At 33.1% G+C, this 21,215-nt stretch carries 24 protein-coding genes; 11 read left to right on the top strand and 13 right to left on the bottom strand.

The genetic code is table 11. From position 1 onward, the window contains the following. Positions 1 to 51 precede the first annotated feature (51 nt). A complete protein-coding gene (locus tag MY1_RS04980) occupies positions 52 to 468 on the top strand; it encodes a transcriptional regulator (protein ID WP_007550678.1) in 417 nt (138 codons plus the stop codon). Here the strand turns inward: MY1_RS04980 and MY1_RS04975 are convergent. Together MY1_RS04975 and MY1_RS04970 are read right to left on the bottom strand one after the other, a co-directional pair. Beyond that, on the bottom strand, positions 465 to 773 hold the full coding sequence (locus MY1_RS04975; RefSeq protein ID WP_007550677.1) for a ribonuclease P subunit p25 family protein: 309 nt from the start codon (positions 771 to 773) through the stop codon (positions 465 to 467). The two genes, MY1_RS04980 and MY1_RS04975, sit on opposite strands and share 4 nt — an antisense overlap. A gap of 61 nt (positions 774 to 834) precedes the next feature. Further along, positions 835 to 1,350, bottom strand: coding sequence for a DNA-directed RNA polymerase subunit K (locus MY1_RS04970; protein WP_048109751.1), 516 nt, complete (start codon positions 1,348 to 1,350; stop codon positions 835 to 837). A gap of 52 nt (positions 1,351 to 1,402) precedes the next feature. Here MY1_RS04970 and MY1_RS04965 point away from each other — a divergent pair, with 52 nt between their 5' ends. Continuing rightward, entirely contained in the window at positions 1,403 to 1,789 is a 387-nt protein-coding gene (locus MY1_RS04965) for a cyclophilin-like fold protein (protein ID WP_048109748.1), read from the top strand. On the opposite strand, the gene MY1_RS04960 is transcribed toward MY1_RS04965, so the two are convergent. Further along, positions 1,771 to 2,100: a 30S ribosomal protein S25 gene (locus MY1_RS04960; protein ID WP_048110423.1), complete on the bottom strand. Its 330-nt coding sequence runs from the start codon at positions 2,098 to 2,100 to the stop codon at positions 1,771 to 1,773. The two genes, MY1_RS04965 and MY1_RS04960, sit on opposite strands and share 19 nt — an antisense overlap. Before the next feature lie 128 nt (positions 2,101 to 2,228). Here MY1_RS04960 and MY1_RS04955 point away from each other — a divergent pair, with 128 nt between their 5' ends. Beyond that, a complete protein-coding gene (locus MY1_RS04955; protein WP_007550673.1) occupies positions 2,229 to 2,441 on the top strand; it encodes a hypothetical protein in 213 nt (70 codons plus the stop codon). Here the strand turns inward: MY1_RS04955 and MY1_RS04950 are convergent. Further along, positions 2,438 to 3,541, bottom strand: coding sequence for a homospermidine biosynthesis protein (locus tag MY1_RS04950; protein WP_007550672.1), 1,104 nt, complete (start codon positions 3,539 to 3,541; stop codon positions 2,438 to 2,440). The two genes, MY1_RS04955 and MY1_RS04950, sit on opposite strands and share 4 nt — an antisense overlap. Positions 3,542 to 3,668: 127 nt before the next feature. Then, positions 3,669 to 5,471 carry a potassium transporter TrkG gene (locus MY1_RS04945; protein ID WP_007550671.1) on the bottom strand — a complete coding sequence of 601 codons (1,803 nt, stop codon included), beginning with the start codon at positions 5,469 to 5,471 and terminating at the stop codon, positions 3,669 to 3,671. A 146-nt stretch (positions 5,472 to 5,617) separates the two neighbouring features. Here MY1_RS04945 and MY1_RS04940 point away from each other — a divergent pair, with 146 nt between their 5' ends. The 6 genes from MY1_RS04940 (at position 5,618) to MY1_RS04915 (ending at position 10,428) form a co-directional block, all read left to right on the top strand. After that, complete coding sequence (locus tag MY1_RS04940) at positions 5,618 to 5,956, top strand: rhodanese-like domain-containing protein (RefSeq protein WP_007550670.1); 339 nt, start codon at positions 5,618 to 5,620, stop codon at positions 5,954 to 5,956. Between the two features lie 6 nt (positions 5,957 to 5,962). Continuing rightward, positions 5,963 to 6,307: a hypothetical protein gene (locus MY1_RS04935; protein ID WP_048109746.1), complete on the top strand. Its 345-nt coding sequence runs from the start codon at positions 5,963 to 5,965 to the stop codon at positions 6,305 to 6,307. A 158-nt stretch (positions 6,308 to 6,465) separates the two neighbouring features. Further along, positions 6,466 to 6,867 carry a hypothetical protein gene (locus tag MY1_RS04930; protein ID WP_007550667.1) on the top strand — a complete coding sequence of 134 codons (402 nt, stop codon included), beginning with the start codon at positions 6,466 to 6,468 and terminating at the stop codon, positions 6,865 to 6,867. Between the two features lie 136 nt (positions 6,868 to 7,003). Then, positions 7,004 to 8,878: a threonine--tRNA ligase gene (locus MY1_RS04925; RefSeq protein WP_007550665.1), complete on the top strand. Its 1,875-nt coding sequence runs from the start codon at positions 7,004 to 7,006 to the stop codon at positions 8,876 to 8,878. Between the two features lie 2 nt (positions 8,879 to 8,880). After that, complete coding sequence (speB, locus tag MY1_RS04920) at positions 8,881 to 9,762, top strand: agmatinase (protein ID WP_007550663.1); 882 nt, start codon at positions 8,881 to 8,883, stop codon at positions 9,760 to 9,762. An 84-nt stretch (positions 9,763 to 9,846) separates the two neighbouring features. After that, on the top strand, positions 9,847 to 10,428 hold the full coding sequence (locus MY1_RS04915) for a CDP-alcohol phosphatidyltransferase family protein (RefSeq protein ID WP_007550662.1): 582 nt from the start codon (positions 9,847 to 9,849) through the stop codon (positions 10,426 to 10,428). A 200-nt stretch (positions 10,429 to 10,628) separates the two neighbouring features. Here the strand turns inward: MY1_RS04915 and MY1_RS04910 are convergent, their stop codons facing one another. Continuing rightward, complete coding sequence (locus MY1_RS04910; RefSeq protein WP_048110421.1) at positions 10,629 to 10,916, bottom strand: 30S ribosomal protein S26e; 288 nt, start codon at positions 10,914 to 10,916, stop codon at positions 10,629 to 10,631. A gap of 383 nt (positions 10,917 to 11,299) precedes the next feature. Between MY1_RS04910 and MY1_RS04905 the strand changes: the two genes are divergently transcribed. After that, positions 11,300 to 12,169 carry a PfkB family carbohydrate kinase gene (locus MY1_RS04905; protein WP_007550660.1) on the top strand — a complete coding sequence of 290 codons (870 nt, stop codon included), beginning with the start codon at positions 11,300 to 11,302 and terminating at the stop codon, positions 12,167 to 12,169. A gap of 39 nt (positions 12,170 to 12,208) precedes the next feature. Further along, the gene (locus MY1_RS04900) at positions 12,209 to 13,210 is read left to right on the top strand and encodes a winged helix-turn-helix transcriptional regulator (protein WP_007550659.1); all 1,002 of its coding nucleotides are present in this window, start codon (positions 12,209 to 12,211) and stop codon (positions 13,208 to 13,210) included. Between the two features lie 8 nt (positions 13,211 to 13,218). On the opposite strand, the gene pyrG is transcribed toward MY1_RS04900, so the two are convergent. The 7 genes from pyrG to MY1_RS04865 all read right to left on the bottom strand — a co-directional run bounded on the left by pyrG (position 13,219) and on the right by MY1_RS04865 (position 21,088). Beyond that, positions 13,219 to 14,820, bottom strand: a complete 1,602-nt coding sequence (pyrG, locus tag MY1_RS04895) for a glutamine hydrolyzing CTP synthase (RefSeq protein WP_048109743.1) — start codon at positions 14,818 to 14,820, stop codon at positions 13,219 to 13,221. A 539-nt stretch (positions 14,821 to 15,359) separates the two neighbouring features. Then, on the bottom strand, positions 15,360 to 16,163 hold the full coding sequence (gene trpA / locus MY1_RS04890) for a tryptophan synthase subunit alpha (RefSeq protein WP_007550657.1): 804 nt from the start codon (positions 16,161 to 16,163) through the stop codon (positions 15,360 to 15,362). After that, the gene (gene trpB / locus MY1_RS04885; RefSeq protein WP_007550656.1) at positions 16,150 to 17,340 is read right to left on the bottom strand and encodes a tryptophan synthase subunit beta; all 1,191 of its coding nucleotides are present in this window, start codon (positions 17,338 to 17,340) and stop codon (positions 16,150 to 16,152) included. Before trpB ends, trpA begins: the two co-directional genes overlap by 14 nt. Continuing rightward, positions 17,337 to 18,113: an indole-3-glycerol phosphate synthase TrpC gene (locus MY1_RS04880; protein WP_007550655.1), complete on the bottom strand. Its 777-nt coding sequence runs from the start codon at positions 18,111 to 18,113 to the stop codon at positions 17,337 to 17,339. The genes trpB and MY1_RS04880 overlap by 4 nt, the downstream gene beginning before the upstream one ends. Beyond that, positions 18,106 to 19,152, bottom strand: a complete 1,047-nt coding sequence (gene trpD, locus MY1_RS04875) for an anthranilate phosphoribosyltransferase (RefSeq protein WP_007550653.1) — start codon at positions 19,150 to 19,152, stop codon at positions 18,106 to 18,108. The genes MY1_RS04880 and trpD overlap by 8 nt, the downstream gene beginning before the upstream one ends. Then, on the bottom strand, positions 19,149 to 19,742 hold the full coding sequence (locus tag MY1_RS04870; protein ID WP_007550651.1) for an anthranilate synthase component II: 594 nt from the start codon (positions 19,740 to 19,742) through the stop codon (positions 19,149 to 19,151). Before MY1_RS04870 ends, trpD begins: the two co-directional genes overlap by 4 nt. After that, entirely contained in the window at positions 19,739 to 21,088 is a 1,350-nt protein-coding gene (locus tag MY1_RS04865; protein ID WP_007550649.1) for an anthranilate synthase component I family protein, read from the bottom strand. The genes MY1_RS04870 and MY1_RS04865 overlap by 4 nt, the downstream gene beginning before the upstream one ends. Positions 21,089 to 21,215 lie beyond the last annotated feature (127 nt).

The following is a 21,215-nucleotide window of genomic DNA, read 5'->3' as shown; positions in this document are numbered from 1 at the left end:
CAACTTTATGCATTGCAAACTTTAAATCCTTTATCGAAACTTTGTGGAGTGATGTTACTTCCAGCAGAAATCGAATCAAAGACATTGATTCCTGCATTACGTGCAATTCTTGCTAAAAAATTAGCTGAAGATCATAATATTCGTGAAGACGAAATTTCAAAAATGCTTGGAGTTACACAAGCAGCTATTAGCAACTACATTCGTGGAACTCGTGGTGATCCATCTTTGATTGCAAAACTTTTGGCAGAAAAACAAGTCTCTACTCTAATTGATGAGTTAACTGATAGTTTATCTTCTGATATGGCTTATACCCCATCTAGTCTTTCAAAATTTATTGGTCTTTGTAATTATATCAAATCAAGCTTGTTGATTTGTGAAATTCATCATAATTTAGAATCTGATATAGATGAACAAGTTTGTAAAGAATGTGAAAACATGCTTCTAAAGGGTCCTGGCAGCGTATACTAGGTTTTAATTAAAATAATTTCTATATTTGAAGTCATTCTTCCAATCCCCGCAGCTGCTTCAGTGTCTAGTTTTATCTTCTCGACTTTTGAATTCCCATGTAACATCTTTTCAGTAATAATATTTGCAACTGCAACTGCATTTGGAATCGAATTTCCAACTGCTCGAAGTATTACTTTCTTTTTATTTCCTAAAATTGGTAATACATCTAGAGCTACTTGCATTACTGGGTCGTTTCTGATGTGAAGTATAGTCGTCTCAGGTTTGTTGATCTGCTCTTGACCATATTCTTTTTTAATCTCTTCCATGAGCATTATTCAATAATTCGCAATTTTGTGTTCTATTAAGTTTTATCGACGATTGATTCACTTAATCAAAGTATTCTATTGGTATGTTTTGATAATCTCCATTAGGGAGTACTCTTCTTATGGTGATTGGTATCACTTTTTGTTCTAATTCTTCCATGGATATATCTAGTGATATTCTGGCAGTTTTTGGAATTGGAATGAATGGAGGTGCTCCTAATGATAATTGTAATGCTCTTGCTCCCATAATTCTTGCCTTTTCAAATCTTGTTAGTGTTGGAGGGCCAATTGTTATCTTGCCTTTTTCACATGGGATTTCTACTGGATCATGTTCTGAAATTGTTTCAACAACTTCTCGTGATTCAATCTCTTTAATTCTTTTTTCTAGTGCTTCTTGTTGTTTTTCAGTTAATGGTTCTAGACCTTCATTTTTTTCAATTAATTTTCGATAAGTATCTAATGCTTTGTTTAATCCCGTGTTTATCTCTACATCTCCTTCAAAAACTTCCTCTACTTCAGGAGCTTCTACATATTCTTCTGGTTCTTCTACAATTAATTCAGCTTCGTTAGAATCCGACAAGTACCCAAATTCTCTCAAAGCGTTATATAATCCAATAATTTTAAACTACAAATTGAGCTCGCCTTCAGTCTCGCGAAAACAGCTAATTTTGGAAATTAAGGGAAAAACAAAGATCCACTGTGATCTAAAACGCCATTTATCTCCAAGGACAGTTGGAACGATAATGAGATCTTTGCCATTAGAAGGACACGCTCATTTTCTGGGAAAACATATTGCTTATTTTGAAACGACACTTGATTCTGGAATCGAAAGATCCACAAAAGAATTCAAAAAAGGAGATATTGCTTTTTTATCTTCTACTGGCAGTATCTGTTTTTTTATTGATGATGCTTCTCCTGGAAAAATTATGACTCCTATTGGAAAGATGTTAGAAAACATTGATGCACTAAAAGATGTGAAATCTGGAGATGTTTTTTGTCTCTATGAGGAAACTGCTTGATAGATGTAATGTCCGCTATACCCACCGGTACGTTTTACAATCCCTTTCTTTGTTGACTCTATTAAAAATGCGTTTGCTGCTGAAATTTTAACTCCTGTTTGTCTTGCAAGATCATGAACTGTTACAACTTTAGAGTTTTTGATTATTTTGATTGCTTCTGCTTCATTTACCATTACTGTAATCTCTGCTTTACGTGGACCACTCTCACCTCTATCTTTTCGACTCTTCTTTGAATCTTTTGGATCTTTTCCATCCTTTGAATTTTGAGTCTTGTCCTGTTTTGCTGGACTGACTTTTTTTGTTCCACCCATGTTGTCAGAAAAAAATATTCCTCTTATAAACGATGTATAATATTGATTTTTTAAATCATATATTAAAAAACCATATTGATAAAGTTGATTTTTCTCAAATATAAATAACATCAAATTTATCCATAATCATGGGTATTGTTTCAAAAGGTGCAAAATGTAATGTCGATGGCTGTGACAAAGAAGGAGCCCGTTCATTAAATACGACCAAAGTAGAAAATGCCGGATTCCGTGTAGTTTCTGTAGGCAAAAAAACGGTTCTTTGTAAAGAACATTACAAAGAATGGAAAAAAGAATCTAAAGATGATAGAGATCTAGAACGTGCCCGTTTTGACAAGTTTTAGGTTTTCTTTACTCTTCTTGTTTTTTGTTTTTTAGTTTCAGTAGGTTTTTTCAAATAATCTGCTTGAAGCTTGTCATAATATTTTCCTAATTTCTTGTACAGTCTTTTTGGTTCTCTTGATTTTTGATTACTGAGAACATATAATGCTAAAATAGGAAATGCAATTGTTGAATCTGCATACACTGTAATCATATCGTGATGCGCATCTTGCACTTTGCCCCAGCTTTTTCCTTCTTGTAATGTTGCACCTGATAAACCTCCTGTGTCTGGTCTTGCATCTGTAATTTGTATTACGTAGTCTTGACCTCCATCATTTCTTTGCAATATCTGGTCTAACATTGGGCCTGTTTGCTGAGCAGTATTCTTTGGAACTCCTCCTCCAAGCTCCAATATGCCTGATTTTTTTGAATTATATAAAATCGCAGCCTGTTCGATTATCTCTTTGACAAAATCTAATTTGTATACCTTATCATGTAATCTATGCACTGCTAGATTCATTGCTATAGATGAATCCTTCATTGTGGAAATGTACACAGGAACATCATACTCGTATGCTGTTGTGATAAAGCTTTTTTCTGGATGTTTGGCTTTTTCTTTACTCATTTTTCCCAACAAATTACAAAATTCTGCAGTTGTAAACGGTTTATCTGTAAAATCATTTGCAAATAATTTCTGAATGATTAAATCTTCAGCTTCTAATGTCTCATGAAATTTTATGTATACGTCTCTAATTCGTACAATTTCATTTTCATACAACTTCATATCGTCAACATCAAAATGTCCTTGTTTAACAGGTAAGCCCCAAGCAAAATGATCTTCGTGATAGACATTGGCACCAGTTGTTATGATCCAGTCAATGAATCCTCGCTCTATCAAAGTTTTGATAATTCCACCAAACCCTACAGGTGTCATTGCTCCTGATACCGTTAGGCATATGGTTGCATCTTCTTTGATCATTTTTGCAAACAGCTTTGCAGCTTCTCCAAGTTGTCTACCGTTGTATCCTGAACTTGCAAAAACATCTACCAGATCCTCAATTGTCATATTTGGATCTAATTTTATGTGAGGAATATCCTTACCATGAAATTTGTGTGGGTCCACTTCTATATGCGAAATTTAACTGTAAATAATACTTGCGCTCTTCTATTTACACAATATTTTGAAATTATTTTTGGAACTAATATTTACTGAATAGTTTTTTCCAAACAAGTTATGTTATATTTTAGATTTAATTCATTAGTTTTGGAATGAATAAATACACTAGTAAAATTATCTCAATTCTTCCAAGTATCATTAAAAATCCAAATATTATCGTCATTGTAGGATCCAACTCTGAGCTGACAGTTCCTGCCCCATGTCCAGTGGTTGTAATGGCAGAAACTCCGTCAAAAAATGCATTTTGAAAATCATATCCTATTGTATACATGTATGTGGCAATTAAAAGTGGAACAATCACAGATACTGCCAAAATTATAATTCCAACTATGATGTCTTTTTTATCTGATTCAGATATCTGTGCGTTTTTTCGATTAAAGATATGTCTGATTTTTGCTAGATGCATAAATCTGAAAATCTTGATACCTCCTGCTGTAGAAAATCCACATCCTCCAATTACCATGGCAGTGGTGATTATTGTAAGTGCAAGTGGATTTATGTTCTCTAGATTTACTGTTTGAAATCCTGTAGTTGTACTTGCTGAAATCATGTTAAATATCCCTTCTTGCCAATTTAGCCCCATTGATAACGTGAATGTAATACAAAAAATAACTAGTAGACTTAGATACACTAATGCCTCTTTAGTTAATTTAATTGTAAGAAATTTTTTTCTAACAAATGCATAATGTACACTAAATGGCAGTGACCCAAGTATCATTGCAGCCATCAATACTATGTATTTTGGTGTAGTAAAATCATCAAATATCTTAGAATCTGGACTAGTACCGCCTGTTGATAATGCACTAAATGCTAATGCAAAATCGTCTAATATTTCACCTTCGCCTAAATAAAATAATAGTAAAGCAATTGATATTGCATAAATTGAAAAAATTATTGTGATTGTTGCAAGTAAATTTTTTAGATGTGGAACATTTCCTGAAATTAACCCTCTCATCATTTTGATTTGTCTTTCTGAATAAAACACAGTTACAATCAGGTAGATAAAGCTCAAACCTCCTACAAACTGGGCATATCCACGATAAAATGTAAAACTTCTTGGTAAGTCTTCAGGATTTTGTACAAGAGAAAACCCTCCAGTTGTAAATCCGGCAGCACTTTCAAAAAATCCATCTGCAAATAATTCTAGAAGATCATTAGACTCAAAATCAATTACAAAAAGTTGAGGTATCATACCAAACAATACTAAAATTATGAAACTTGCAAAAACTAGAATTGCAGTTCCTCTTAATGTCAAAGGATGTTTTTGGCCATAAGAATTCATGAAAAAACCAGAAATTATTAATAAAATTGACATTAGGTATATTCCAGTTGCAACAACAGAGTCGTTTAGTACTGTTGCAACAATTCCTGGAATGAACATCAATACACCAGTAAATTGCAATATGACGCCGAGATTCCAAATAATTCCTAAAAATGTGGATTGTTTTTGTTGTTTGATCAATGATCTTTTGACAAGACTTGCTATTGTATCCAAGTAAAGCATTCCGACCACCATCTCGCTGTTTGATAATACTGCTAATTTTCGAATTTTTTTCTCACGCATTATTGCAAGTGCTTCAGAAATTGTTTGATTTTCTCTAATTGTGATTAATGGAAATATCATGATGTCTCCTAGGGTGGTCTTTGTTGGATTGACAAATGACTCACTTAATTTTGTCAAAATATCCTCATCTGTAACTATCCCTAGTGGATTATACAATTCATCCACTACAATAATTTCATCTAGATCTTTTTTTTTTAATATTGTACATGCTTCAGAAACCCTGACATGTTCTGATAACATTAGAATATTCGTTCTATAATATTGCGATACTTTTTTATTAAAATAATCTGTCTGATTATTCTCTTGAGACAATCATGCTTCACCTAGAATCCCTATTGATTAAGTTTGTGGCATGTAGTCAGAAAATAAATATGTTATACTGATGATCTGCTCTGACCATTATGTGATTTTTGGACTAATCTTTAAACCAGAACAATTAATTGATAGTTAAGATTAAAATGGAAAATTCTGATATTGGACTTACGCCGTCTGAATTATTGAATTTTATTAAAACTGATAATAATATTGCAATTTATGACTTGCGAAAAAAAGAAGAGTTTGCTAAAGGACATATCAAAAAATCTAGTTTAGTAAAATATGTTGAAGGGTGTTTAATTGATGTTCCAAAACATTCAAAGATAATTTTGATAAGTAAAGACGACAAACAATCAAAACAGATGACAATCACTCTACGTTCTCATGATATTGATGCCCATTATTTGATAGGTGGAATAAACAATTGGCCATATCGGCTTTATTTTACAAATATTTCTTATGTGGGAACAGAGTACCTATAATACATAATGAATATAATTGATTTACATGACCCTCAAAGAATAAACCGAAGTCCTGATGAGGTTGAGGTGTTGATTTCAGCAGGTGGTTTTGCTGAACAGGGATTTTTGATAAACACTGTGGAACTCCGATTATATCTTGAAAAAATTGATGAGCGATTAGGACATTATTCGTTAATTACATCTTTTGTTGATACTGATAAGGGTTCAGTAGAGATGATTTATGATGAAGGATTCCGTGGTGCTGATTCTCTTAAACGTACAGTACAATTTCTTAAATCTAATTTGGGTATCTCTGGATTGATTTTACGTTCAATAATTACGTTAAGAGATAAGATTGAAAAACAAAAATGATGATTTTTACTTTGAAAAAATTAATGCCGCTTCATGCCTGTACCAAGTTCTTTATTTTTAATGTAAAATAATATCGCATCAAATAATTCAAAAAGTAAACTTTTCAATCATATTTTATTATGATCCCGGATTAAATTCCACTTGTTTTTAGTAATATTATGAAAGGCGATGTATTATTACAAAATATCAAAGTTAGTGGATTTGTTCCATTATCCACGGGAAAAAAAGCAAAGGAGACCAAATTACTAATTCGTGAAGCAGTACTAACTAAACTGGGTAAAAACATCAGTAATGTGCAGAAGAGATGTGCCGAAAAACAACTGTCTATTAGTATTGTATTTTATCTGCACAAGGCAAAATATTCAAAAAAGGATCTTTCTGGTCTATCTGATGCAGTCGTTAAAATCCTTGGTAAGGAAATGTCCACCAAGAAAGACGCTCTAAAAGGCTTAGAAATCGTAACTGATCCCAGTTTGATTTGTAGGGTCATACTAGAAAAAAATCTAATTAAAAAAGATGCTAAAGAAGAATTTTCATTTTCTATATATGAATGGGGCTGATGATAGAATTCTATTTTTTCTAAAATCCTCTTAACTAATTTTTTTGGTAAATTTAGGCACGATCTAAACCTTTTTCATTACTATGTGAGAATAAAATAGCCAAAGATTTAATTCAATTATTATTTGGTTTGAGATTATGCGTATACTGCAACTGCACTGTGATAGCATAGAATATACTCCAACAAAAAAAGAGATCAAAAGTGCTGAAGAGATTGTTCCTGAAACAAAAAGATTAGAAGAAGTTGTTGTTGTTTTTGTAGCAATCGAAAATGGTGACGATTCATCCGTTGTTCAAAGTGCAATTTCACAAATAAAAAATTCCATGGCAAAAATTGGATGTAAAAAACTACTGTTATATCCATATGCTCATCTTAGCTCAAATTTAGCGGCCCCATCAACTGCATTATCTTTACTTAAAGAGATGGAGTCTTCTGCAACTGAACTTGAAGTATCTCACTCTCCATTTGGTTGGACAAAATCATATCATCTTAAAGTAAAGGGACACCCATTAGCTGAAAGTTCCAAAATTGTAACAAAAGAAAACATTGGCGAAAAAACTTCGCCTGAAGAAAAAGAGATGACTTCTGAAGCACTAAAAGGAGAATCAAAAATTACTTCGTATTGGAAAATACTTTCTCCAGATGGCGCTCTTGAAAACATTGGAGATTTTAATTTTTCAAAATATCCAAAACTTGAAGTACTTGCAAAATATGAATCAGCAAAAAAACGAGCAGTAGATGAACCACCACCACATGTTGCATTGATGAAAAAAATGGGAATTGCAGACTATGAACCTGCATCTGATTCTGGAAACATGCGTTTTTTTCCAAACGGTCGTTTGATCAAATCCCTCATTGAACGATTTGTCACCGATAAAGTCAAAGAATATGGTGGTTACGAAGTCGAGACTCCAATCATGTATGATTCACATCACCCAAGTATGGTTAGTTATTTCAATCGATTTCCTGCAAGACAATACAATATTGATTCTGAAGGAAAAAAACTATTTTTAAGATTTGCAGCCTGTTTTGGACAATTTTTGATGGCAAATGAATTTCAAATGTCGTACAAAAATTTGCCTTACCGATTATACGAATTGACTCGTTATAGTTTTAGACGCGAGCAATCTGGTGAACTGGTAGGATTAAGACGACTGCGAGCATTTACTATGCCTGATTGTCATGCATTTTGCAAAGATATGGCACAATCAATAGAAGAAATCAAAGTTAGATTTGATTTATCTCGTAATGTTCTAAAAGAACTTGGAATTATAGAGTCTGATTATGAGATGGCCATTAGATTTACTGAGGACTTCTATAATGAAAACAAATCATCAATTAATGAATTAGTAAAGAAACATGGAAGACCCGTGCTTGTTGAAATGTGGAAAGAAAAATTCTTTTATTTTGTTTTAAAATGGGAATTTAACTTTGTTGATTCTATGGGAAAAGCATCTGCTCTTTCTACTGATCAAATTGACGTTGAAAATGGAAATAGATATGGAATTGAATTTGTAGATGAACATAATACTCGTAAAAATCCTATAATATTACATAATTCTCCAAGTGGGGCAATTGAGAGAGTAATTTATGTAATTTTAGAAAAAGCAGCTCAGGAAATTAAAGAAGGAAAAAAACCACAATTTCCATTATGGCTTGCACCTACACAAGTTAGAGTAATCCCACTAAAAGAAGAGTTTTCTAAGATTTGTGATAGTTTATCTGATAAATTGTCATCTCAAAATATTCGTGTAGATATTGATGATAGAAACGAAACTATAGGAAAGAGAATCAGAGATGCTGAAAGAGATTGGATTCGCTATACTCTGGTAATTGGAGAAAAAGAAGCAAATTCGGAAAATCTAAGTATTAGGGATAGACAAACAGGAAATGTTAGAGAATTGACGTTTGATGATTTTATTCATGAAATTAGTGAACAAACAAAAGGCAAGCCATTTACCTGGCTAAATCTTCCAAAATATCTTTCACAAAGACCCCAACTGATGGTGTAAAAATGAGTTTTCTTGATTTATACATGAATAGAAATCCCATGATCACTGCTTCATCTAGTGATTCTGAGCCTGTGGCTACCGTATTTGGAATTCCGTTTGATTCCACTCATTCATACAAGCCTGGATGCAGATTTGGACCAGATGTAATTCGTGATGCTTTTAACAATATTGAGATATTTCATCCACAATTAGGTATTGATTTAGAATCTGTAAACATTGAAGATCTTGGAAATACCACTCATACTGTTGTTGCAAGTGAGATGATTGACATGATTGGTAAGATCACAAAAGAACTAGTTGAAAAGAAAAGACAATTGTTTATTTTGGGTGGAGAGCACTCACTTACATTTGGCACATACATGAGTTTTCCAAAAGAAACTGGTTATGTCGTGTTTGATGCTCATTACGATTTACGTGATGAATTTGCAAATACCAAGCTAAGTCATGCTGCATATCTTAGACGCATTGTAGAGCAAAGAGGTGCAGATAACATATTACATGTAGGTGCCCGTGCTTTTGTAAAAGAGGAACTTGAATTTCTAAAAGAACATAATATTAAAACAATTTCTGACAAACAAGTAAGAGAAGGAAATGGTCCTAAATTACTAAAAGATTTTACATCTTCTTTTGATTCTATGTATACTAGTTTTGATCTTGATGTGTTAGATCCTGCATATGCTCCTGGTGTGGGAAACCCCGAAGCTGCAGGTATGACTTCTCGAGAATTATTTGATTTGATTTATTCACTTGAAAACAAGAATGTAACAGGTGTTGACATCGTTGAATTAAACCCACAATATGATAATGGTGCTACTGCCTCAATTGCTGCAAAGATAATGTCTACATTAATTGCTATGAATCTATCTCGATTAAATTACAAATAACTTATTTTTTGATGTGATAGTTTTGAAATTTAAAATTCACAAAAATAAAATCAATATGTTGAAAATACAATTGGGAAATTTACAATGCTGAATAATCTAAGAGGAACACTACAGCCAATACTTGAAAAGATTGGAAAAGCGTTTGCATCTACTGGATTTTCGCCCAACTTTTGGACAGTTGTTGGTTTGTTGTTTGCACTTGCATCTGCTGTAGTATATGGGATGGGAATTGAATTTGGATTGATTATTGGCGGTGTTTTACTACTTGTATCTGGATTTTTTGATATGGTGGATGGGCAAGTTGCAAGGATTACTGGAAAAACTTCAAAGAAAGGATCATATCTTGATTCGATGTTTGACAAGATTGCTGAAGTTGCAATATTTTTGGGATTATTGATTGGTGGGTATGCCGAACCATATCTAGTAATGTTTGCAATAACATTATCGTTATTGGTAAGTTATGCTAGAGCAAAATCTGATGCACTTAACATCAATATGCAAGGAATTGGTATTGGTGAGAGAGCAGAACGTTTGCTAGTTATTGCAATAATTGGAATAATTGGCTATATGGAGCCTGCAGTGATGATTGTTGTTGTAATTGCAGGAATCACACTTGTTCAAAGAATGATAACTACCGCTAAAAATATTAAAGAAAAAACAGAATAGATGCTAATCGAATAATATCAATATCTCAACATAACTAACATTTTTTTATATTGAATGAATTAGTATATTGCCCAACAATGAAGAATACTAGAGCATTGATTGTAGTACAAAATGATTCACTGTTTCACGATCTGAGAAGGGCAAAATTTTCATCCGAAAATAATTTAATTAATGATTCAATTATATTTTAAAGAAAACTTCTAACGTAGTTTTCCACGCTGTCTTCTGCTATCTTCAGATCTAATTTTTAAAATCTTAAAGTGAATTGCACAAGAAATACAATACCATTTCAAAACTGTTGGTGATGCAATGTATGCTCCTTGAGCTCGTAGTTCTTTTGCCAAAGTATGTTCGACTAGATTGATTCTACCCGTGACTTTCTTTGCTTTATCTTTCGGAACTGTACAACCACAGTTTGTACATTGTACTGTTCCTGAGGATCCTTTGCCTCCTTTGGTACGACCTCGACTTGCACGTTTAAGTGGCATGAAAATTATCGATTCCCCCTCCTTATATTCTTGTGTGCTTTGAATATCCCCCATCTAAAATGTAATTTCTTACACTCGCTATCCAATATCTCATGATGATACAATTACTTGGTATTATACAAAATATGTCTAAAGAATGAAATTCCAAATTATTTGATCGATAGATACATGTCTCTAGGTCTTATCCTCTTTGTACTGTTTTTTGAAATCCGATCATGTTTTAATGCTAGAACAAGTATTGTTGAAATATTATGCGTGGCCTATGTCATGTTTGCTTTAGATCAAATATGGAGTTGGTTATAATGAAAGGGAACTTACTTTGTCAAGAATGTTTTAATAAAAACAATGCAAAAAACTAAATCATTAATATTTGAACTTAATTTATGAAACTGGCATTATTTTCACACTGTGCAATTGATTCAATTACACTTGAAGGTGAAACTCATGAACAAATTGGAGGTGCAGCTTGTTATGCTGGTTTAATTGCAAGGGAACTCAAATTTGACGTATCTCTGTTTACAAAATTTGGTAAAGATTTTCCACAACAATACCTAACTCAAAATAAAATTAAATTTGATAATGGTTTTTCTGAAAAACTCACTACTAGATTTGCAATAAATATAACAGGTTCTGATAGAACTTTACAACTACTAAATGAATGTGAGCCAATTGAATATGATACCATCAATGCCGATGGTTCATTAATTACCCCCATCTTTCATGAAATTTCATCTGAAACATTTTCTAAAATTAAAAAAGATTCTAATTTTACTCTAGTTGATCCACAAGGATTTTTACGTAGAGTCGATTCAAACAAAAATGTCATTTTAGAAAACACTGATCTTGATCTAACTGGGGTCAATGCAATCAAGGTTAATCCTGAAGAATCTCAAAAAATCGTAACTGGAACAAATGATGAGATGATGATTGCATTGCAGAGAAAAGGTGTTGAACATGTTCTTTTTACAAACAAAACTGAAGTATCATTATTGGTAAAAGATAAAATTTATTCTATTACTTTGCCAAATAAGGAAGTTTATGACACCACTGGCATTGGCGATATTTTTTGTGCAACATTTTGTTGCACCATGCTAAAAGAAAAAGACTTTCTCTGGGCTTTGTGTTTTGCAGGTGGTTCAGCACAGGCTGCACTTGACTCAAAACAGGTTGGTCTACTGAAAATACCCCAAAAACATACAATTGAGACTAATGCTTCATATTTTTACAATTTGGTAAAGTATAGAACAATTTAGTACTTTATCCTTTTATTGAACTCCTAGTTTCATTTCACTGTGCAAATAGGTATCTATGCTTCTGGTACAACTGACTCTGCAGCAAAAACAATTAAAAAAATTCTAGACAATGAAGATATTGAATCCTTTATAGTTACTTCAAAATCAAAAGCAAAACCAGCTGACTGTGTTTTGGTGCTTGGAGGAGATAAGGGCGTTAGAAATTATTTCCATAGACACTTTGATTCTATATTCCCAGTACTTGGAATAAGTGAAGGTGAATCCAGTGGGTTTTTGGCTCAAATTGATCTTAGAGAGTTTTCGTCTTATGTAAGAATACTAAAAAAACAAAATTACACAGTTGAGGAAGTACCACGACTTGGGGTGAAAATTGATGGAAAAAATGTCTATCCTGTCTTAAATGATGTTGCAGTATTTTCGTCAAAAAGTGCAATGCTGATGGAACACACACTACGTGTAAACGATGAAGAAGTTTGGCACGATAATAGTGATGGAATAATAATCTCTACTCCAATTGGTTCATCTGCATATTCAATGTCTGCCGGAGGTCCTATGCTGTTTCATGATTCTGATGTATTTGAAATAATTTCTGTCAACTCTTTAGATATTACACGAAGACCTATCATAGTATCAAACAAAAGCTCTATCCAAATCAGCGATATCTCAGCTAGACTTCACTGTGAGGTTGTTCTTGACGGTCTTGATAGATACAAAGTAAATAACACCGTAGAGTGTACCCAATATTTGCCCCCTGCCAAAATTATTCGTCTAAAAAAAGACTCTACTGCAATATCTGCACTTGCAAAGAAAGTTCATCTTGCTGAAGAGTTACTCAGTATGCCTCCTAGTTCTAAATTATTGCTAAAAACATTAGAGTATGAAGGTGCTCTAACTCAAAAAGATCTTGCAAATAAGACATTACTGCCAAGCAGAACCGTTAGATTGGCACTTAGTCATTTATTAAAAAAAGGATATGTGAAAAAGAAAGTCTCTATTAGAGATGCCAGACAAAAAATCTATGAGATATCAAAAATAGAATAATTGGAATTCTATTTCTGTGATGCTGCTCTTACAAATGCCTCAAATGCTGGCTCTGGATATCCTGGTCTGCTGTTAAATTCTGGATGAAACTGAACGCCAAGATAGAATTTATGTTTTGGAATCTCTAACATCTCCATTCTCTTTCCCCCATCGCTATCTGCTGAAAATATCATTCCATTTTTCTCAAGTTCTGGGATGTATTCTTTATTTATTTCATATCGATGTCTGTGTCTTTTGCTAATTGTATCTGCATTGTAGATTTTATGTGATAATGTATTTGGTTTTATCTTGACATCATTTGCACCTAGCCGCAATGATCCTCCCATGTCTGAAATGTTTTTTTGTTCTGGAAGTAGATCTACAATTGGATTTTTAGTATCTGCTTTTATCTCTGTAGAGTTTGCATCTTCTAATTTCAAAACATTTCTTCCAAATGCAATTGCTGCTAGCTGAAATCCAAAACATATGCCAAGGTACGGTATATTTTTCTCTCTTGCATGGTTTGCAGTTTTTATTATTCCTTCAGATCCTCTTGTTCCAAATCCCCCTGGTACCAATATGCCGTCATATTTTGACAAAATATTGTAGTCTGTAATTGTTTCAGAATCAATCCAGTCAATTTCAACTGAATTTCCTAATTTTGCGCCAGCATGTTTTAGTGCATGATTTACACTAACATAACTATCTGCAAGTGTAACATATTTTCCAACCATGGCAATTTTTACTTTTTTGTCTTCATGGTTTGTCATTGAATCTGCAATTGCATTCCATTTATCCCAATTTGCTGATGCATTTACCATTCCAACTTTTCCAAACTTTGTAAATAATGAATCCATAATTCCTTGATCATATAGTATCTGCGGTACTTGAAAAATTGATTTTACATCATGACATGATAAAACATCATTTGCAGTAACATTTGTAAATAATGCAATTTTTTTCTTTGTCTTTTCTTCTAAAGGAGTACTACATCTTACAGCTAAAAAGTCCGGCTGAATTCCTATCCTTCTTAATTCCTGTGCACTGTGTTGTGTGGGTTTTGTCTTTTGTTCACCTACCACATCAAGTGATGGTGCAAGTGTCACATGTACAAAAATTACATTATGTGGCCCTTCTTCTACTCTTATCTGTCTTAATGCCTCTAAAAATGGAAGTGACTCTATATCTCCTACAGTTCCTCCACATTCGACAATTAAAAAGTCAAGATTTTCTTCTTCTGCAATTTTTCTAATTCTATTTTTTATCTCATCTGTAATGTGTGGGATGATTTGAACGCATGCTCCTAGATATTCTCCTCTCCTTTCTGCTTCAATGACTGTAGAGTATACTTGAGCTGTTGTAATGTTGTGGCTTTTTGGAATATTTTGATTTAGGAATCTCTCATAGTTTCCTATATCCATATCACATTCACCTCCATCTTCTGTAACAAAGACCTCGCCATGAGCAATTGGGTTCATGGTACCTGCGTCATAATTTAGATATGGATCTATTTTGATACATGATACTTTTTGATCTGCTAATTGTAATAATTTTGCAATTGATGACGTTGTAACACCTTTTCCAAGACCTGACATTACTCCTCCTGTTACAAAAATTAACTTAGTCTGCACATTAAGAAAACAATTCTCCTGTTTTTGTATGTTTTGTTAAACAACTCGTATTCTAAGCGATCTAATACTTTGACTCACTCTTACATTCGTGCGAAATTCTTTAATTTTTTTAACGAGTGTTTGGGATTTTTACCGGGTATTTTTTATTTGATAAAGTCTTTAGTTAAATGAGAACATCTAGTTAGTGGTCTTTGCCTAAAATAAAGTTCCCCCTAATTCCCTTCAAAAATAAGACCACTATTCTTTAACGAAAAATTAGTAAATTTTTTCTTGATTGTATATTTAAACTAGTATGTGTTTTTAATTTTAACATTAAATTTTGTTAGAATTATGTAAAATGATTTTGTATTTCTACTCAACGTTTTCATCATTATTCAATAATATTGAGATTTTTTAGAGTCAAAATATGATGGTAGAGGCTGACACTTGTAATCACGAGTATGTTTCAAATGGAACAATTTCTTGTAGAAAATGTGGTAAGGTTCGTCTCTAAATCGAGGTTAATTAATTTCTTAATTGTCATTTAATACTTTATAATATTATTTGAGAATGGTTTGTTTTTTGAGACTCTTGGTAAATGACGCGATGCTTTTTTCAAGACTGTTTTTTGGGGTCTTTTCAATTAGTTTCAAAAATGCACTACCTACAATTACTGCATCAGCTCCTGCTGTAATGTATTTTTTTACATCCTCTGGTGTTGAAACACCAAATCCTACTCCTATTGGAATTTTCCCCTTGGCAATTTTTTTTACTTTTTTGATTGCCTTTAGCGTATAATTTTGGATTCCTGCTTTTATTCCTGTGGTGCCATAAACTGCAACCAAATATAAAAATCCTGAAGATGTCTTTACAATTTTTTCTATTCTTGATTTTGTAGTATTTGGAGATATTAGAAATATAGTATCTGCCATATTTTTAGCTGATTCAATGTATTCTTTTGATTCTTCAATTGACATGTCTGGAAGAATAAATCCATCAATACCTGCTTTTTTAGCCTCGGCAATGAAACTTGCATATCCTTTATGATACAAAATGTTGGTATATGTCATTAAGACTAGTGGGATATCTGTTTCATTTCTAATCTTTTTAACAATTTTAAAAAAACTCGTGATCTTCGTTCCATTGTTTAAAGATACGGTACTTGCATTTTGAATTACTGGTCCATCTGCAAGAGGATCTGAAAATGGAAATCCTAATTCTATTATGTCTGCTCCTCCTTTGATTAGCCCTCTTACTATTGATATGGTTGCACTTTCATTTGGATATCCTACCATTATGTATGTGATCAATGCTTTTTCATTTTTAGCAGAAAGTTCTGCAAATTTTTCATTAATTCTTGTCATTTTTACTCAAATACCTTTGGACTTCTTCTACGTCTTTGTCACCTCTTCCTGAAAGTGTAACTACTATTGATTCTGATCTTTTACTCTTTCTTGCAACTTTCATTGCTTCAGCTATTGCATGAGATGACTCTAAAGCTGGAATGATTCCTTCTGTTCTTGTTAGCATCAAAAATGCATCTATGACTTCAGCATCTGTTGCAGAACGGTACTTTACACGATTTGTATCTTTAAGATATGCATGTTCTGGACCCACTCCGGGATAATCTAGTCCTGCTGAAATGCTATGTGTCTCTGTAACTTGTCCTTCATCATCTTGTAATAGATAAGTCATCATTCCGTGAAGTACACCTTTACTACCTGCAGATAATGTTGCAGAATGGTATTTTGATTTTAATCCCTTACCTGCGGCTTCTACTCCAATGATTTCAGTATTTGTATTAACTAACGGATAAAATGTTCCAATTGCATTTGACCCCCCACCAACACAAGCAATTACAATATCTGGTGTTTTATTTGATAATTTTTTCATCTGGGTTTTGATTTCTTCTCCAATCACACTTTGAAAATCTCTTACCATCACAGGATATGGATGCGGACCTACTGCAGAACCTAGTAAATAATATGTATCTTCCACATTTGTAATCCAATCTCTGATTGCTTCATTGATTGCATCTTTGAGTGTTTTAGAGCCTGATTTTACTGGATGAACTTTAGAACCTAGCATATTCATTCTGTAAACATTTAGTTTTTGTCGTATGGTGTCTTTGTAACCCATGTATACTTCGGATTTCATTCCTAATACTGCGCATGCCATAGCTGTTGCTACTCCATGTTGACCTGCTCCTGTTTCTGCAATGATTCTTTTTTTATTCATCTTTTTTGCAAGTAATGCCTGACCTAATGTGTTGTTTATTTTATGAGCTCCTCCGTGTAGTAGGTCTTCTCTTTTTAGATAAATTTTAGCACCGCCGCATTTTTCTGTCAAATTTTTTGCATAATACAATGGAGTTGGTCTTCCAGCATATTGTTTTAGATAGTAATCTAATTCTTTTTTGAACTCTTTGTTTTCTTTGAATTTAAGATAGTTTTCTTCTAATTCTTCAATTGCCGGAACAAGCGTTTCTGGAATGTACTTGCCACCAAACTCTCCAAATTTTCCATCTTTAGGATATTTCAATATGCATTCACCAATTTTCTGACATGTTCTTCAATATTATCACTTTTCATTATGCTGGACCCTACTAGAAATGCATCAGCTCCGCACTTTTTTAAATATTGGATATCTTCCACAGTTTCAATCCCACTCTCAGCAAGTATCAGTCTTGTTTTTTTATACCCTTCAAGTACTTTTTGAGTAGTTTTAAGATCAATTTCTAATGTGTCAAGGTTTCTGTTGTTAATTCCAATCAAATCTGCTTTTGTATTGAGTGCATTTTCAAACTCTTGTTTTGTATGAACCTCTAGCAATATTTTCAACCCTTTACTGTGACCATATTTAATGAATTCATCAATGTCTTTGAGAAATCCTTGGTCAAACAATGATTGAATAACTAACATGTAATCGGCTCCTATTTTTTCAGCAGCATCAATTTGTACAGTGTCAATCATGATGTCTTTCATTAGTAACGGGACATCAACTGATTGTCGTACCTGCATGAAATATTCCGGAGAACCATTAAACAAGTGAGGCTGAGTTAACACTGATAATGCTTTGGCACCACCTGCAATCATTTGATGTGCTATATTTGATGGGTCTGATAACGTTCTAATTTTGCCTAATGATGGGGATGAAAACTTTACTTCTGTAAGAAGAGTTGCATGGATGTTTGTTTTTATTATTTGTAAAAAATCCTTATTTGATTTTTGTAGTTTAATGTTTACATCATATACTCCATCATCAATTGCCGCCTGAGAATTATTTACTAATTTTCTCAGTATGTTTTCAACCATTTGTTATCTCCTTTAATTTTGAAATGTCTCCTGTATCTGCAACAAATCTTTCTAGTAATTTTAATGCCTTTCCTTCTTTTATCATATTTGATGCCAATTCTACTCCTTCTTCAAAATTCTTTGAGATATTTGCAACAATCAGTCCTCCTGCAGCATTAAGTACTGTAGTTTCAGTCATTGCTTGGTTTGCCGTGTTGTTTAGAACTCCTACAAATGATTCTATTGCATCTTTTTTTGTTTGAATTTGAATATCTTTTAATTTTGATTTGTGTAATCCTACGACTTCTGGATCTATTGCATTCATTAACACTTTGTCATTTTTTAAAATACATACTCTGTTAGTTGCGCTAGTTGAAAATTCATCCATTCCATCATCTGAACGAACTGTCATTATGTTTTTAGCTCCTTTTCTCTTTAGAATTAATGGTAATCTATCAAGATATTCTGTTGAGGATACTCCGATAAGTTGATTCTTTACACCAGCAGGATTTGACAATGGTCCTAAAAGATTAAAAGCTGTTCTCTTTCCTAACTTCTTTCTTGTAGCTGCAACATGTTTCATTGCAGGATGAAACTTTTGCGCAAACATAAAACAAATGTTGTGTTTTTCTAAAACATTTGCAATTTGAGTAGGTTCTTGGTTCAAATCATATCCAAAATATTCAAAAATATCGGCGCTTCCTGAAATTCCTGAACTTGATCTATTTCCATGTTTAGCTACAATCCCTCCCGCGGCTGCAACTACAAATGATGCTGTAGTTGATACATTGAATGTTTGGAGTTTGTCTCCTCCTGTTCCGCACATGTCTATTATTGTTCCCTGATTTCTAGGCTCAACTTTGAGGGAAAACTCTTGCATTTTATCTAGCATTCCCAATAACTCGTCATCGGTTTCTCCTTTTTCAGTTAAACTGGATAAAAAATCCAAATTTTCTTGTTCATTTGTTTTTCCAGAAAGCACATCCACCATTACCACATTGATCTCGTCATATGTAAGATCAGTCTTTTGTTGTAATTTTGAAATTAACTTTGATATCATTTTCTATCCTTTACCTGTTTTATGAAATTTGCCAGAATTTTTTTCCCATCCTCTGTCATAATTGATTCTGGATGAAATTGTACTCCTTCTATGAGATACTCTTTATGCCTTACTGCCATCACTTCTCCATCATCTGCAGCAACAGCTGTAACTTCTAGCACATCTGGAATTATTGTCTTATCCCCTACAAGTGAATGATATCTTGTTGCCCTAAATGGATTCTTGACATCTTTGAACAGATCTGAGTTTGTATGATCTACTGGACTGGTCTTTCCGTGTCTGACACATCCTGCATTTGTAACTTTGCCGCCAAACGCATGAATGATGCCTTGATGCCCCAAGCATACTCCAAGTATTGGAGTGGTTGACCCCATGTCTTTTATTACATCACTACATATGCCAAAATATTTTCTATCAGTAGGTGTTCCTGGACCTGGTGATATTATTACAGCGTCATAATTATTTTGTTTTATTTTCTCTAATGTTATCTTGTCGTTTCTAATAACATCGCAATCCACTCCTAATTCCCCTAAATACTGCGCAATATTGTAAACAAATGAATCATAATTATCTATGATTAGAAATTTCATTTTGTTGCCTCTCTTAATGCTTGAAGCATCGCTCCCGCTTTGTGCTCTGTTTCTTTGAATTCATTTTCTGCAATAGAGTCTGATACAATCCCTGCTCCTGATTGAACAAATCCTTTGTTTCCTTCTATGAATATACTTCTAATTGCGATTGCAAAATCACAGCATCCGTTATAAGAAAAATATCCCACTGCACCTGCATAAGGGCCTCTCGCTTCAGTCTCCAATTCGTCAATTATCTCCATTGCTCTGACTTTTGGCGCGCCTGAGACTGTTCCTGCGGGAAAAACTGCTTTAAACGCATCAAACATGTCGTTTTTAGGCGCTAAATTGCCAACAACATGTGTTACTATGTGTTGAACATGGCTGAATCGTTTAATCTCCATTAATTCTTCAGTATGAACAGTTCCGTATTTGCAAACTCTTCCAATATCATTTCTTCCTAAATCTACTAGCATTGTGTGTTCCGCCAATTCTTTTTCGTCATGGAGTAATTCGTCTGCTAATTGATTGTTTTTTTCCTCATTATCTGTAATCTTTCTAGTTCCTGCAATTGGAAATGTTTCTACTTTGTCATTAGTTATTCTTACAAGCATCTCTGGAGATGCACCGATGATTGTTTTATTGTCTTGTTTTAAATGATACATGTAAGGTGATGGGTTTAATCTTCGTAGTGTTTTGTATAATGTTAAATTATCTCCTTGTGTATCAAATGCAAATTTCCTAGATAGTACTACCTGAAATATGTCTCCGTCATGTATGTACTGTTTTGCCTTGTTTACAATATTTGAGAACTTTTCTTGATTCATGTTTGGTGTTATTTCTGTTGCTTTAAAATCATCAAATGAATCTTCACTCATTTTAAATTGTTCAAATCTATTTTGATCATTATAAAAATAAAATAATTTTTTGTGTATGTTGTCGTATAATATTCCATCATCATAAATTCCAAACTCCATTAATGGTTGTGGCGAATCATGTGTGTCTGGAATATTTTCTACTAGTCTTATTGCGTCATAATTTACAACCCCTACTGCACCTCCCAAATATCTATAACTTTGATCCTCTGATTTTCCTAATAGTTTTTTTAACTCTTCAAATGGATTATCTGTTTGAATGGTATCTGTTTTGTTATTTTTTATTATTTCGACTTTGTCTGAGTATCCTTTGAGAATTATTTTAGGATCAAACCCCATGACTGACGTTTCTGCCAATACTTCAGGACCTGTTAATGATTCGAATAGAAATGAATAAGAATAGTTTCTTGATATTTTATTATATATTTGAAATTGGTTTTCAGTTAACTCTAGAGGTATTACTTTTGGTTGTGATTTTCCAAAGATGTCCACCCATAGACAAAATTTTACTCGTTTATTATTTAAATTGATTAGTTGTTTTTTTGTTTATTTTTACAATATATGCATCAAAATTTTATATAATTACGGTATAGTACGGTACCTTTATATGATGATCTGT

Source organism: Nitrosarchaeum koreense MY1 (assembly GCF_000220175.1).
Classification (GTDB): domain Archaea; phylum Thermoproteota; class Nitrososphaeria; order Nitrososphaerales; family Nitrosopumilaceae; genus Nitrosarchaeum; species Nitrosarchaeum koreense.
The sequence above is the reverse complement of the archived record's forward strand: the minus strand, read 5'-3'. Positions and strand labels throughout refer to the sequence as shown.

What these genes read in the sequence shown, in the direction of transcription:
- MY1_RS04980 (WP_007550678.1), top strand. Translation starts at nt 52, where the DNA reads ATGTTACTTCCAGCAGAAATCGAATCAAAGACATTGATTCCTGCATTA.
- MY1_RS04975 (WP_007550677.1), bottom strand. Translation starts at nt 773, where the DNA reads ATGGAAGAGATTAAAAAAGAATATGGTCAAGAGCAGATCAACAAACCT.
- MY1_RS04960 (WP_048110423.1), bottom strand. Translation starts at nt 2,100, where the DNA reads ATGGGTGGAACAAAAAAAGTCAGTCCAGCAAAACAGGACAAGACTCAA.
- MY1_RS04955 (WP_007550673.1), top strand. Translation starts at nt 2,229, where the DNA reads ATGGGTATTGTTTCAAAAGGTGCAAAATGTAATGTCGATGGCTGTGAC.
- MY1_RS04940 (WP_007550670.1), top strand. Translation starts at nt 5,618, where the DNA reads ATGGAAAATTCTGATATTGGACTTACGCCGTCTGAATTATTGAATTTT.
- MY1_RS04935 (WP_048109746.1), top strand. Translation starts at nt 5,963, where the DNA reads ATGAATATAATTGATTTACATGACCCTCAAAGAATAAACCGAAGTCCT.
- MY1_RS04930 (WP_007550667.1), top strand. Translation starts at nt 6,466, where the DNA reads ATGAAAGGCGATGTATTATTACAAAATATCAAAGTTAGTGGATTTGTT.
- MY1_RS04925 (WP_007550665.1), top strand. Translation starts at nt 7,004, where the DNA reads ATGCGTATACTGCAACTGCACTGTGATAGCATAGAATATACTCCAACA.
- speB (WP_007550663.1), top strand. Translation starts at nt 8,881, where the DNA reads ATGAGTTTTCTTGATTTATACATGAATAGAAATCCCATGATCACTGCT.
- MY1_RS04915 (WP_007550662.1), top strand. Translation starts at nt 9,847, where the DNA reads ATGCTGAATAATCTAAGAGGAACACTACAGCCAATACTTGAAAAGATT.
- MY1_RS04910 (WP_048110421.1), bottom strand. Translation starts at nt 10,916, where the DNA reads ATGCCACTTAAACGTGCAAGTCGAGGTCGTACCAAAGGAGGCAAAGGA.
- MY1_RS04905 (WP_007550660.1), top strand. Translation starts at nt 11,300, where the DNA reads ATGAAACTGGCATTATTTTCACACTGTGCAATTGATTCAATTACACTT.
- trpA (WP_007550657.1), bottom strand. Translation starts at nt 16,163, where the DNA reads ATGACAAGAATTAATGAAAAATTTGCAGAACTTTCTGCTAAAAATGAA.
- MY1_RS04880 (WP_007550655.1), bottom strand. Translation starts at nt 18,113, where the DNA reads ATGGTTGAAAACATACTGAGAAAATTAGTAAATAATTCTCAGGCGGCA.
- trpD (WP_007550653.1), bottom strand. Translation starts at nt 19,152, where the DNA reads ATGATATCAAAGTTAATTTCAAAATTACAACAAAAGACTGATCTTACA.
- MY1_RS04870 (WP_007550651.1), bottom strand. Translation starts at nt 19,742, where the DNA reads ATGAAATTTCTAATCATAGATAATTATGATTCATTTGTTTACAATATT.